Genomic DNA, 12,213 nt, shown 5'->3' with positions numbered 1-12,213 from the left:
TTTAGAATTCACCGTCCTTTATCAATAAGAAATGGCTTTGTTGCACAGACCTATCTCTAAAAGTAGTCTGGGTATCATCGACGTAGTTTGGTTGAAACCAAGATACATTGTATAAAACTATTGGGAGATAAACTCAGTGCTCGTAATTTTCACAGTCATGTCAATGCAATTCATGCACGTATAGCGGTCTTAAATAAATTTACAGAGTTAGGCCGACCTCATACCCAAGTTGTCTCTTAAATTTAAGATACTTAAGAGAACTCTATCTTTGAAGGCTTTATGCAACAAAGCCGTTTAAGCCTAATCTTTATGCATCAAACAAAAACCAACATATTGATTAAGTACAGTGTCAAATTTGAAAAAGTTTAGATAAAATCACTAAATCAGCAAATAAATACACGAATAAAATATGAGTAAAAAAATAAATTACTACTTTCAAATTATATGGATTACTATCTTATTTTCTTTTTCAATTCAGAGTTATGCCACACTTGGTGGGCCTGAAGAAATCACCGTACTCGGTTATGATCAAAAAGATCAAAAAATCTATCTATTAAGACACTATGTTGATGAAAGTGGAAGACTCCCTCAGCTTTATTATTTTCAACTAAACAGTAAAACACCTAATAAATTAATTACAGTCAGTTCTATTTATCCATCTAAAAAATTAATGCAACATGATTTTGTTCAGGCTGAAAAGAAATTTGATAACACACTTAAAGCTATAGGGGCTCACTTAAAACCTTTAACGCCGTATAAAGCACCACATACTGTGAAGATTTTACCCCACTCAGTTTCAATCAAGAAAATGCCATCGACTGAAGACCCATCATTCATTTATACACAGCGAAACACTGTTTATACTGTACAAAGCATTCAGTTAAAAAGTCAGAAACAAACGGCTGTTCATTATGATGAGCAACTCAGTATTTCACAGAGCTACACCATTCCACAACACAATAAAATCTTAGTCATCGTAAAATACGATGGAATCCCTATAGAAACAGGTTATAGCATTGAAGATCCTGTTTTGTTATTACCATAGAAATGATTTTTCTTTTATGAAAACAAATAAATAAAGCCCCTTTCGAGGCTTTATTTACACTTATGAATCCTATGTAGAATTCACAATTTCATTCATTAAGCAGCTGAACGTTCAGCAATTGGAATAACTTTACGTAATTCCGGACCAGTATAATCTGCACTTGGGCGGATAATACGGTTGTCTGCACGCTGTTCCATCACATGCGCAGCCCAACCTGTTACACGCGACATCACGAATATTGGTGTGAACAATTTGGTTGCAATATCCATAAAGTGATAAGCAGAAGCATGGAAGAAGTCTGCATTACAAAATAATTTCTTCTCACGCCACATTACTTCTTCACAACGTACAGATACTGGGTAAAGAACTGTATCGCCAACATCTTTAGCTAATTTCTCAGACCAAATTTTAATGATGTCATTACGCGGATCATTGTCTTTATAGATTGCATGACCGAAGCCCATAATCTTTTCTTTACGTGCCAATTTGCCCAGCATTTCACGCTCAGCTTCTTCAGGCGACGTCCAGTTTTCAATCATGTCCATCGCAGCTTCATTTGCACCACCATGTAATGGACCACGAAGTGAACCAATTGCACCAGTGATACATGAATGCATATCTGACAATGTTGATGCACATACACGTGCTGTGAATGTTGATGCGTTAAATTCATGCTCTGCATAAAGAATTAACGATACATTCATCACTTGTTCATGCAATTCATTTGGTTTTTCACCACGAAGTAAGTGCAGGAATTGTGCACCAATTGAATCATCATCGGTATTTTCTTCGATACGAACGCCGTCATGGCTGAAACGGTACCAATAACAAATGATTGCCGGCAAAGTTGCGAGAATACGATCTGCCACATCTTGCTGTTGATCAAATGATTTTTCAGTTTCTAAATTACCGAGCATTGAAACACCTGTACGCATCACATCCATTGGATGTGAATCGGCAGGAATACGCTCCAAAACTTCTTTCAGTGCTTGCGGAATTGCACGTAAAGATTTTAATTTTGCTTTATAAGCGACAAGCTGTTCTGAGGTTGGTAATTCACCAAAGAAAATAAGATATGCAACTTCTTCAAACTGACAGTTTTCTGCAAGATCCTGCACATCATAACCACAATAAGTTAAGCCTGCGCCGCTCTTACCAACAGTTGATAATGCAGTTTTGCCTGCAACTTGTCCGCGCAATCCTGCGCCACTGAGTACTTTTCCTTCAGCCATTTTTTATTTCTCTTCAGTAAATAGTTTATCTAAGGTGTTTTCAAAAGTGTGGTAATCCAAAATTTCATACAGTTCTTTACGTTGCTGCATGATATCCAGCACATTGACTTGTGTACCGCTTTCACGGATTGAACGGAATACTTCTAGTGCTGCTTTTTGCATCGCACGGGTTGCAGACAATGGGTAAAGCACCATTGAAATGCCCTGTTCACCGAGTTCTTGGGTGGTGTAATACGGGGTATCACCAAACTCTGTAATATTGGCAAGAACAGGGACACCAACAGCATCACAAACCGTTTTGTACATCGTAATATCAGTCATCGCTTCTGCAAAAATCGCATCTGCACCTGCTTCTACGCATGCACATGCACGGTCGATAACGGCTTGCAAACCTTCTTTTTGTAAGGCATCAGTACGCGCCATAACGACAAAGTTCGAATCGGTTTTTGCATCTACTGCTGCTTTAATACGATCCACCATTTCTTGTTGAGAAACGATTTCTTTGTTTGGGCGATGACCGCAACGTTTTTGCGCGACTTGGTCTTCGATATGAACAGCTGCTGCACCTGCGGCAATCATCTGTTTAACGGTACGGGCAATATTGAATGCACCGCCCCATCCTGTATCGATATCTACTAATAATGGTGTGTCTACACGTTCTGTGATACGGCGGACGTCTTCCAATACGTTGTCAAGACTGGTCATACCTAAATCAGGTAAACCATAAGAGTAGTTCGCAACACCAGCACCTGAAACATAAATCGCCTTGTAGCCGACTTGTTTCGCCATCATTGCTGCATAAGCATTGACTGTACCAATAATTTGTAATGGTTTTTCCACTTCTAGAGCTTGTCTAAATCTTAAGCCTGCAGACGATTCTTGTGTCATATTCCTTTCCACAGTGGTCACTTATTTATTGAGGTTTGAGTATAGTCATAATTTATATTTCAGATATGACATATAGAGAGTTTACTCTAAAACTTTAGTCAAAGAAAAATGAATTTTGATTCATTTTTTTAATTAACCGTCTAAATTTCACTCATTCGAGACAATTTCGATGTATCAACAGAATTTCCTTGACTTCTTTGTTATACTCGTAACAACCCAACTCATTTTTAATCATTGTTAATATTTATGCACAACGACATATCGCAAATCGAAACTTTAGGCTGTGATTTTCCACAAACAAAACGTGGTCATGAGCGCCGTTTTGCGTTGTTAATTAGTGCAAATGATCTATTTTTAGAGCGTGGTTATGATGCAGTGTCCTTAGATGATATTGTTAATCATGCAGGTGGTTCTAAAGCCTCAATTTATAAATATTTTGGTAATAAAGAAGGATTATTCACTGCGATTTGTGATTATCGTCGTGATTTATTTTTTAATAATATTTGCTCTCAATTTGATCAAACATTAGATAATTTCAAATCTTATCTGGTTCAAACACTTTTTCATTTTTATAAGCATATGATCATTCCAGAAAATATTGCCTTTATTCGGCTTATTTTCGAACGTGCACAATCTGACCAAAAATTAGCTTTATATATCCATGAAAAAGGACCTAAGCATGTTCAAATGGCAATTGCTAATGCCCTACAGCGTGCTGCAGAACAAGGTAAATTAAAGTGCGATAATCCTGAATATTCAGCGCAAATCTACTTTGGGATCTTAAGAAATTTAGAATGGCGAATTTTGATGGGGATTGAAATTAAAGAATCTGATCAAGAAATACTCGATTACTTAAATTATAGTGTAGATATCTTCTTAGATGCTCATCAAAAGGTCTAATTTTTTTGCTTTTTACCTTGCTTATAGTATATTAAATGATTCTCCTCTTTATTTCCCACTAACCAACAATGAATTGTTGGTCAATGCACTTTTGTTTTTGATCATGCGATTCTTGTGGAGTAACCATGGCTCTGCGACACTTTCTAACTTTACGTGACTTATCTACTGCTGAACTCAACCTGATTATTGACCGAGCATTAGAACTGAAGCGAAAACAACACAATAACGAAGTTTTCCAGCCCTTTGTCGGTAAAGTCATGGGAATGATTTTTGAAAAGTCGAGTACACGTACGCGTGTCTCTTTTGAAGCTGGTATGACTCAGTTTGGTGGTAGTGCAATTTTTCTATCTTCACGCGACACACAATTGGGGCGTGGCGAGCCAATTGAGGATTCTGCACGTGTTATTTCAAGTATGCTGGATATTGTAATGATCCGTACCTTTGGACATGACATTGTTGAGCGTTTTGCAGAGTATTCGAGTGTCCCTGTGATCAATGCTTTGACTGATGATCATCACCCTTGCCAATTATTGGCAGATGTTCAGACCTATGTTGAACATCGTGGTTCTATTCAAGGCAAAACCGTAGCTTGGATTGGCGATGGCAATAATATGTGTAATTCTTATATTGAAGCTGCGCATATGTGGGGCTTTAAATTAAGAATTGCAACACCTAAAGGTTATGAACCTAAAGAAGAATTTCTTTCTGAGTTTGCCCATTGTGTAGAGCTTGTTGGTTCTGCGGAAGATGCCGCAGTCAATGCAGATCTCATCGTGACTGATGTTTGGGCAAGCATGGGGCAAGAAGAAGAGCAAAAGATTCGAGAAGATGCTTTTGCAGCATACCAAGTTAATGAAAAATTGATGGATTTAGCACATCCTGATTGTTTATTTATGCACTGTTTACCGGCACATCGCGGTGAAGAAATTTCTGAAAATATGCTAGACCATAAGAATGCTGTGGTTTGGGATGAAGCAGAAAACCGTTTACATGCACAAAAAGCATTGGTTGAATTTTTAATTAATGAAAACTTAAAGAAAGATTAATTACATTCCAATCAGCTCTTATTCAAAGTAACACCAAAAGGTTTTGTTTATCAAAGCCTTTTTTTGAGCTCGCTTAAAAATGGAGTAAGTTTTTTTGGAATTGGTGCATCATTAAACGTGCAAGTAACGCCTATACTAAAATTACTCCTGATCACTCCAAAGCTACGCTATTTTCATTAATGATAAACAAGCGAATAACTCACTCGCTTGTGTTCTTTTTTGATGAAAAATTAAATTTTAAACATTTTCGATCAGCATAATTATCTATATCGCAAGAAACTATTCTGAATAAAATATTAATTTATTATTCTATGCATTAACAGCTTCGTGAGTAAACCCAATATAGCGATAAAACTCCTGATCTCCTACCATCCCCAAACTGGTTTTATAAATCAAAAACTGAGAATAACGAGAATTGCTTAATTCATTGAAAATATCTAAACCTTGATCATCATTTGCATGAATTTCATCTACACTTCTTTGCATAGAACTTTCAAATTCATCTGAAATATATTCAAAACCCAAATCCATTGCAATAAATAAGGTATGTTCGCAAGGTTGGATATATTGCTCTTCACTCCAATCAATTACGGCATGCTGACAATGCAAGCATGTAACATTTTCTTCAGAATTTTCGAGTGTGATCAGTTGAAATGACATACGCTTTGGAACAGAATAAAATTGTATTCTAAACGAGTTGTAGAAAAATTAAATACTCGTTTTCAATTCGCTCAATATTTCATGGAATAAATGACTTAATACTTTAAAAATAGAAAGATAAGGATAATATGTCAACTATCGAAAAAGCGATTGCTTTAGCAGCACGTAAACATTCTGGTCAAAAAGATAAAGGGCAACAACCCTATATTTTCCATCCACTTAGGCTTATGTTTAAAGTTAAAACTTCGGATCAACAAATTGTAGCTGTGTTACATGACATTTTAGAAGATACAGATACAACCATTGTAGATCTCATTTCACTCGGATTTAGCCAAGATATTATCGATGCAATTTTGGCACTCACCAAAAAAGAAGGTGAATCACGTATTGAGGCAGCATACCGTGCGGTTAAAAATCCGATTGCCAGAGTGGTTAAACTTGCAGATGTTGCTGATAACATGGATTTATCACGCATTGCCCAACCCACAAATAAAGACTTATTAAGATTGGAAGAATATAAACAAGTACATTCGATCCTTATGACCAAAGCAATTTAACTTTCTTAAATATCATTGAATAAACTTCACAATTTTGAATTGACTTCGTGCAACAATTAAGTTTAATAATGCGCTATTGTTGCAATTATGGAATGTATTCATGCTCACAGATTTGGATGATTTTTACTGTTTTGGTTTAGTGGTCGAGCACGGTGGCTTCAGTGCGGCTGAGCGAGCAACAGATATTCCAAAATCTAAATTAAGCCGCCGTGTATATAATTTAGAAGAAAAGTTAGGTGTTCGACTGATCCAGCGTAGTTCACGTCATTTTGCTGTGACCGATATTGGAATGAATATTTATCGTCATGCTCAAGTCATGATGAATGCCGCACAATCGGCACATGATTTGGTGGATCATCTGAGTGAGCAACCACGTGGCGTGATTAAAGTCAGTGTGCCAGTTTCAGTAGCTCAAAATGAATTATCTAAAATATTACCCGATTTTTTAAAGACTTATCCAGAAATAAAAGTTCAGTTATTAGTCAGCAACCGCCGTATAGATATCATCAATGAAGGTTTTGATCTCGCTTTACGTGTTCGTGCAAATTTAGATGATGACCCAAGTTTGGTGCTGCGTAAGTTTGAAAATATTGAACAGCATCTATTTGCTAGCCAAGCTTATTTAAACGAATTTGGTATACTTAAAAAGCCTGAAGATCTATCTGAACACCGTATTTTAAGTATGGCTGATGACCATCTAGATCAGCAGATGGTTTTGCATGATGATCAAAATCACCAGAAAAAAGTCAAAATCAATCCCGTTTTAATGGGTTCAGACTTGATGATGTTAGCAAAACTAGCCAGTCAAAACTGCGGTATCGCCCTACTGCCTGACACCATTGCCAATGATTATATTTTATCAGGTGAATTGGTTCATGTTCTGCCTGACTGGAAATCACCACATGGTATTTTCCATGCTGTTTATCCATCACGGCGCGGTTTACTGCCTGCTGTGCGCGTATTTATTGATTATTTAGTGGAACATTTAAGTAAACGGTAAATAATTTTTTTCTCATTAATAATATCTAAGTACAGAAACAAGGTACGGGATCCCAGTAGATTGCTTTAAAATTTGCTAAATATTGCAAGATGGACAGGAATGATTTGTCCATCACCCTGTATTTTTGATACCATCGCCACTGCTTAATTCCACTGTTCCCCTGATTTTTATGACTTCATCTTATCAACAACAGCTTGATGCCAAAATTGAACGAATCCAAACTCAATTTTCAGAATTCAATCCACCATCTTTAGAAGTTTTTGCTTCGCCAGAGCAACATTTTCGTATGCGTGCAGAATTCCGTATTTGGCATACAGATGATGAAATGTTCTATGCCATGTTTGAGAGAGATGCGGATCAGCAGAAAAAAGTTATACGCATAGATGAATTTCCAATTGCAGATCAAAATATTAATACATTAATGCCAATTCTGCTAACGGAATTAAAATCCAACGAAGTACTTGCAAAACGTCTATTTGAAGTACATTTTCTTGCGACATTGAAAGGCGAAATACTGGTTACATTGGTTTACCGCGCGCCATTAAACGAAGCTTGGGAAACATCAGCAAAACAGCTTGCCGAACAGCTCAACATCAAAATAGTAGGACGCAGTCGTGGGCAAAAACTGGTATTAAGTGATGAGTTTGTTATTGAAGAATTACAAGTTTTTGAACGTAAATTTCAATATAAACAAATAGAAAGTAGCTTTACTCAACCCAATGCACAAGTCTGCCAAAAAATGTTGGAATGGGCGTGTAATGCCGCAGAAAGCTCAGAAAAAGACTTATTAGAATTGTATTGTGGTAATGGTAATTTTACTCTACCTTTATCTTTAAAATTCAATCGTGTACTGGCAACCGAATTAGCAAAATCTTCGGTTTATGCGGCACAATGGAATATCCAAGAAAATCAGATTGATAATATTCAAGTTGCACGTTTATCTGCAGAAGAATTTACCCAAGCGTATAACGGCGAACGTGAATTCCGTCGCCTACAAGAAGCTGAAATTGATATTCAAAGTTATCAATTTGATAGCGTATTTGTTGATCCTCCACGTGCAGGAATTGATGATGATACCTTAAAGCTACTCCAAGGTTTCAACCACATTATTTACATTTCATGTAATCCTGATACTCTACATGACAATTTAAAGACCTTACTTCAAACTCATAAAATCGTAAAATTTGCGATGTTTGATCAATTTCCTTATACGCACCATATTGAATCTGGCGTATTGCTTGAAAAGATTTAAACAATTTATTACAGCTTTGCAATATTGAACTTTTATTTTTTTTCGCTCAATATTGCAATATTTATTTTAAATTGATAAATATCATTAAGTTGTAGCTATTATTTTTACTGATAAAAGATTTCACCATTCATGAATCTTAAATTCATCGAAAAAATCCGTTCAGTTTAGCTGCAACTAACTGGTGGGCATCTTGCATTTAAAAATAAAACGGCTATATTTCGAACTATGTTAGGTTTAGTTAGGTTAGGTTAGTGGCTCTATGAGTTTTTGGCAAAAGGTATTTGTAGCAGATCAACAGAAAAATGAGCATAAAAATCAAATTGCTTGTGTTGAAAATGACTGCTCTTGTAAATCCAATGATCAACTTCTTGCGGCATTATCCAAAGCAACAGATGAAGATGTGATTATAGGTATAAAGAAAGTCTTGGCATCGCGAGGTTTCAGCAAAAAAGAGTTAACCCAATTACAGCATCCGCCTATTCAATAGGTACGGATGATCATATAAAAAAGCATTCAGTTCACTGGATGCTTTTTTGATTTTGAATCCATATTTTTAAATCTGAATTTAATTTTTCAATTTCGTTGCCTTATCTTCTCATCGATTTTTAATTTGAAAATCGTAAAAAAATATATTCCATTTTATTCATAAAGTCCGAAAATCCCCCCTCATATTGGTCATCTACGCCCTTTTATTCCACATATCAAAAATGATTCACTAAAATCGACAAAGATACTTTTTACATTAAATTGATGTAAAAAAGTGCGTTAAAGATCAATCGATCTCATGTGCATAATTTATCAATAATGTGTAATGAATGACAAAAATATGATCAAGGAAAGAATCGTATGAAAATAAATCCTCTTCTACTCAGTATGATGAGCTTGTTCGCAACGACATATACTCATGCTGCCGCAATGGATCAATCGGGACAATCGATACTCGCTTTTCTTGAAGATAAGAACTATTTCGAAGCCAATATTGCTGCTGTATCTCCTGATATTTCAGGTAAAATCCGCGATCGCACAGATTTAGTCGATGCAAATAGTCGTGACTTGAATACTGGAGATATGGCCAATTCATTTCAATATTATAATGCAGCACTGAAACTTCAAATTGCACCAAAAATGTCTTTTGGCTTGATTTACGACCAACCTTTTGGTGCAAGTGTGCAATATCCTTTACGAAGTAATAATACTTTTTCTGATAATGAATATACCCAAACAGGTACTTCTGTAGATGTAGATACACAGAACATCAGCATGTTGTTTGGTTTTCAACCAGATCCTCATATAAACCTGTATGGTGGTGGCGTTTATCAAACTGTAAAAGGCAGTGTTTCTTTACGTGGTAATTCCATGAGTATTTTTAATGGTTATGATGCTCATTTTAAAGAAGACAGTGCTGTAGGTTGGTTAGCAGGCGCAGCGTTCCAAATTCCTGAAATTGCACTTAAAGCTGCTGTCACTTATCGTTCTGAAATTAAGCATAAAATAGATACTCAAGAAACCATATTTGGTGAATCCTTGATATTAACCCCCCCTGCTGATACAAAAATAACTACACCACAATCAGTTAATTTAGATTTTCAAACAGGCGTTTATAAAGACACGCTCGTATTTTTAAATGCACGCTGGGTCAATTGGAAAGAAACGACCATTCGCCCAACTCAGTTTGGCGCACTCACAGAGCTCGCCACGGCTGAGCTGAGTCAAGGAACATATGCAGGTGGTTTTAACCTTGATGATTATCACAAAGATCAATACAGTGCTACGTTTGGATTAGGACACCAATTTACAGATCGTTGGAGCGCTTCTACAGATGTCAGTTGGGACTCTGGTACTGGCAACCCCGCATCTGTACTCAATCCAACCAAAGGCGGTTGGGGCTTAGGGCTTGGCATTCAATACAACCCTGCTGCAAATTACTTTATTGCAGGCGGTATCAAATACTTCTGGATTGGTGATGCCACTGCGCAAGATGGGACGTATTACATTCCTGTACCAGGTGCTTCAGAAGTTGCACAACAAGGTGATTATAGGAACAATACCGCAATTGCTTATGGTTTGAAAATGGGTTATCGCTTCTAAAGCAGATTTAGGATTAAACATAGTGGCTTGAAATTTGGTTAATTTTACTTTTTAGCGTAGACTTCTTTCTGGTGTAAAAATGAACTGAAAGAAGTCTTTTTTTTGACTATATTTAAATCAATCGATTGGTCATTTGTACATGCTATAAACTAGAAATTATGAATATTTATAAACATTTCTAAAAAACCAAAATGAGGATATTGACATGAAACTATTAAAATTAATTCCAATTTTAGCATTAGGCACGATATTAACCGCTTGTGGCGGTATGCCAAAAGAGTGTGAAGAAACTTGGATGCATATGGAAGCTTTAGCAAAACAAAGCGGAATTCCTGAAGATGCACTCAAAGAACAAAAGAAAGCATTTGAAGAAGGCATTAAAAAACTACCAAAAGATCAAGCAGCTCAAACCTGTAAAGCTCAAAGCTCTATCATCGGTATGGTTTCAAAATAATCGGTCATTCTAACGCCTTATGTATGAAGCGATTAGATTTAAAAAAAGTGATGATCTATTTTTAGCTCATCACTTTTTGATTGCAAGATATTACTATTCATTTTTATCCGCAAAAAATGTTTTTATATGTAAATTATTCAAAAATATTAATCATTTACATATGACAATTTTTAGATTCAGTATACATAAACATCGGCCCTAAATCATATACTTGATCATGCCTTTTGGCTTGTGGGATATAAGCACTTGAAATCGATCCGTCTAAATATAGCGCTTGATTTATTTTTAGTTGAGTTTTAAAAATATCAGCAAAATCATAAAAATTGATATTCCCACGACTAATCACAAAATATAATTGGTTGTTTTTAATTCCAACACCATTTCTTATTTTTAAGGAAGATGATGTCGATTTAAAAATTGAGTTAATTGCCCCATTCATGACTAGCATTGGGCCAGATTGCGTTGCAAAATTTGCTTTGAACTTGGACTCTGCATATGTTTTTGAATCTTGAATAATGGCTTTTTTATGATCCCATGCCACAACACCATTCGGTTGTAAGAAAAAATTACCAAAATTTTGAGTTAATAAATTTATCTTTTTTAATTGTTTGGAATGTTCAACATACAAACCAACGGGTGAAAAATCTGCATGATACATCCCCGCATTCATCGCAAAGCTTAATGAGCATTCAGGATGTGCCTTTTGAATTTTATAAAATTTCTTATATGCCTGCCCATTTTGATCATTTAAAAGTAATTGTAATTTTGCCAAATCATCTATACGAATAACATCGGCAATCACCTGCTGATTTTTAAATATTTTAATATAAGTTGTGGTGGCATTGACTTGAAACGGTAAAGTACAAAAGCCAATACTTGAAGCAAATGTAAAAAACAATGCTTTGATATTCATATTCATGAGATTCAAAAAATTTCACCATTTTACAATGCGCTACGGTTTATAATGAATGTTAGTTAACATTTTTATATTACTTTATTACTGAACTGACACTTTAAACGCTAGTATATTCACTTTACAACGCTATAATGACGTTGTGTTTACAATTAAATACATGTGTACACTTTATTTA

The 12,213-nt window shown here is 35.7% G+C and carries 13 protein-coding genes and 1 pseudogene; 10 read left to right on the top strand and 4 right to left on the bottom strand.

Going from position 1 to position 12,213, the window contains the following annotated elements:
* Nucleotides 1–66 precede the first annotated feature (66 nt).
* Nucleotides 67–240, top strand: a pseudogene (locus tag ACG94X_RS04455) (IS5/IS1182 family transposase); the annotation flags it as partial.
* Nucleotides 241–409: 169 nt separating this feature from the next.
* The gene (locus ACG94X_RS04450; RefSeq protein WP_419382529.1) at nucleotides 410–1,045 is read left to right on the top strand and encodes a hypothetical protein; all 636 of its coding nucleotides are present in this window, start codon (nucleotides 410–412) and stop codon (nucleotides 1,043–1,045) included.
* Nucleotides 1,046–1,140: 95 nt separating this feature from the next.
* Here the strand turns inward: ACG94X_RS04450 and prpC are convergent, their stop codons facing one another.
* The gene (gene prpC / locus ACG94X_RS04445) at nucleotides 1,141–2,277 is read right to left on the bottom strand and encodes a bifunctional 2-methylcitrate synthase/citrate synthase (protein ID WP_419382528.1); all 1,137 of its coding nucleotides are present in this window, start codon (nucleotides 2,275–2,277) and stop codon (nucleotides 1,141–1,143) included.
* A 3-nt stretch (nucleotides 2,278–2,280) separates the two neighbouring features.
* Nucleotides 2,281–3,165: a methylisocitrate lyase gene (gene prpB, locus ACG94X_RS04440; protein ID WP_419382527.1), complete on the bottom strand. Its 885-nt coding sequence runs from the start codon at nucleotides 3,163–3,165 to the stop codon at nucleotides 2,281–2,283.
* Nucleotides 3,166–3,411: 246 nt separating this feature from the next.
* Here prpB and ACG94X_RS04435 point away from each other — a divergent pair, with 246 nt between their 5' ends.
* Both ACG94X_RS04435 and argF read left to right on the top strand, forming a co-directional pair.
* The gene (locus ACG94X_RS04435) at nucleotides 3,412–4,065 is read left to right on the top strand and encodes a TetR/AcrR family transcriptional regulator (RefSeq protein WP_419382526.1); all 654 of its coding nucleotides are present in this window, start codon (nucleotides 3,412–3,414) and stop codon (nucleotides 4,063–4,065) included.
* A gap of 125 nt (nucleotides 4,066–4,190) precedes the next feature.
* Nucleotides 4,191–5,111 (top strand): ornithine carbamoyltransferase, encoded by a 921-nt coding sequence (argF, locus tag ACG94X_RS04430; protein ID WP_419382525.1) that lies wholly within the window; start codon nucleotides 4,191–4,193, stop codon nucleotides 5,109–5,111.
* Between the two features lie 309 nt (nucleotides 5,112–5,420).
* Here the strand turns inward: argF and ACG94X_RS04425 are convergent, their stop codons facing one another.
* Complete coding sequence (locus ACG94X_RS04425) at nucleotides 5,421–5,771, bottom strand: hypothetical protein (protein WP_419382524.1); 351 nt, start codon at nucleotides 5,769–5,771, stop codon at nucleotides 5,421–5,423.
* Nucleotides 5,772–5,899: 128 nt separating this feature from the next.
* Between ACG94X_RS04425 and ACG94X_RS04420 the strand changes: the two genes are divergently transcribed.
* The 6 genes from ACG94X_RS04420 (at nucleotide 5,900) to ACG94X_RS04395 (ending at nucleotide 11,122) form a co-directional block, all read left to right on the top strand.
* Entirely contained in the window at nucleotides 5,900–6,328 is a 429-nt protein-coding gene (locus tag ACG94X_RS04420) for a guanosine-3',5'-bis(diphosphate) 3'-pyrophosphohydrolase (RefSeq protein WP_419382523.1), read from the top strand.
* 100 nt (nucleotides 6,329–6,428) lie between these two features.
* Nucleotides 6,429–7,328 (top strand): LysR family transcriptional regulator, encoded by a 900-nt coding sequence (locus ACG94X_RS04415; RefSeq protein ID WP_419382522.1) that lies wholly within the window; start codon nucleotides 6,429–6,431, stop codon nucleotides 7,326–7,328.
* 169 nt (nucleotides 7,329–7,497) lie between these two features.
* Nucleotides 7,498–8,580 carry a tRNA (uridine(54)-C5)-methyltransferase TrmA gene (trmA, locus tag ACG94X_RS04410; protein WP_419382521.1) on the top strand — a complete coding sequence of 361 codons (1,083 nt, stop codon included), beginning with the start codon at nucleotides 7,498–7,500 and terminating at the stop codon, nucleotides 8,578–8,580.
* Nucleotides 8,581–8,839: 259 nt separating this feature from the next.
* The gene (locus ACG94X_RS04405; RefSeq protein WP_419382520.1) at nucleotides 8,840–9,067 is read left to right on the top strand and encodes a hypothetical protein; all 228 of its coding nucleotides are present in this window, start codon (nucleotides 8,840–8,842) and stop codon (nucleotides 9,065–9,067) included.
* Nucleotides 9,068–9,426: 359 nt separating this feature from the next.
* Complete coding sequence (locus ACG94X_RS04400; protein WP_419382519.1) at nucleotides 9,427–10,668, top strand: OmpP1/FadL family transporter; 1,242 nt, start codon at nucleotides 9,427–9,429, stop codon at nucleotides 10,666–10,668.
* Nucleotides 10,669–10,873: 205 nt separating this feature from the next.
* Complete coding sequence (locus ACG94X_RS04395) at nucleotides 10,874–11,122, top strand: hypothetical protein (RefSeq protein WP_419382518.1); 249 nt, start codon at nucleotides 10,874–10,876, stop codon at nucleotides 11,120–11,122.
* 154 nt (nucleotides 11,123–11,276) lie between these two features.
* Here ACG94X_RS04395 and ACG94X_RS04390 read toward each other — a convergent pair whose 3' ends face one another.
* A complete protein-coding gene (locus ACG94X_RS04390) occupies nucleotides 11,277–12,035 on the bottom strand; it encodes a phosphodiester glycosidase family protein (protein WP_419382580.1) in 759 nt (252 codons plus the stop codon).
* Nucleotides 12,036–12,213 lie beyond the last annotated feature (178 nt).

It is taken from the genome of Acinetobacter psychrotolerans (assembly GCF_048552595.1).
Taxonomy (GTDB): domain Bacteria; phylum Pseudomonadota; class Gammaproteobacteria; order Pseudomonadales; family Moraxellaceae; genus Acinetobacter.
This window is presented reverse-complemented; position numbering and strand designations above follow the sequence as displayed.

Excerpts from the sequence above, each read along its gene's own strand:
- ACG94X_RS04450 (WP_419382529.1), top strand. The coding sequence starts at position 410 with ATGAGTAAAAAAATAAATTACTACTTTCAAATTATATGGATTACTATC.
- prpC (WP_419382528.1), bottom strand. The coding sequence starts at position 2,277 with ATGGCTGAAGGAAAAGTACTCAGTGGCGCAGGATTGCGCGGACAAGTT.
- prpB (WP_419382527.1), bottom strand. The coding sequence starts at position 3,165 with ATGACACAAGAATCGTCTGCAGGCTTAAGATTTAGACAAGCTCTAGAA.
- ACG94X_RS04435 (WP_419382526.1), top strand. The coding sequence starts at position 3,412 with ATGCACAACGACATATCGCAAATCGAAACTTTAGGCTGTGATTTTCCA.
- argF (WP_419382525.1), top strand. The coding sequence starts at position 4,191 with ATGGCTCTGCGACACTTTCTAACTTTACGTGACTTATCTACTGCTGAA.
- ACG94X_RS04425 (WP_419382524.1), bottom strand. The coding sequence starts at position 5,771 with ATGTCATTTCAACTGATCACACTCGAAAATTCTGAAGAAAATGTTACA.
- ACG94X_RS04420 (WP_419382523.1), top strand. The coding sequence starts at position 5,900 with ATGTCAACTATCGAAAAAGCGATTGCTTTAGCAGCACGTAAACATTCT.
- ACG94X_RS04415 (WP_419382522.1), top strand. The coding sequence starts at position 6,429 with ATGCTCACAGATTTGGATGATTTTTACTGTTTTGGTTTAGTGGTCGAG.
- trmA (WP_419382521.1), top strand. The coding sequence starts at position 7,498 with ATGACTTCATCTTATCAACAACAGCTTGATGCCAAAATTGAACGAATC.
- ACG94X_RS04405 (WP_419382520.1), top strand. The coding sequence starts at position 8,840 with ATGAGTTTTTGGCAAAAGGTATTTGTAGCAGATCAACAGAAAAATGAG.
- ACG94X_RS04400 (WP_419382519.1), top strand. The coding sequence starts at position 9,427 with ATGAAAATAAATCCTCTTCTACTCAGTATGATGAGCTTGTTCGCAACG.
- ACG94X_RS04395 (WP_419382518.1), top strand. The coding sequence starts at position 10,874 with ATGAAACTATTAAAATTAATTCCAATTTTAGCATTAGGCACGATATTA.
- ACG94X_RS04390 (WP_419382580.1), bottom strand. The coding sequence starts at position 12,035 with ATGAATATCAAAGCATTGTTTTTTACATTTGCTTCAAGTATTGGCTTT.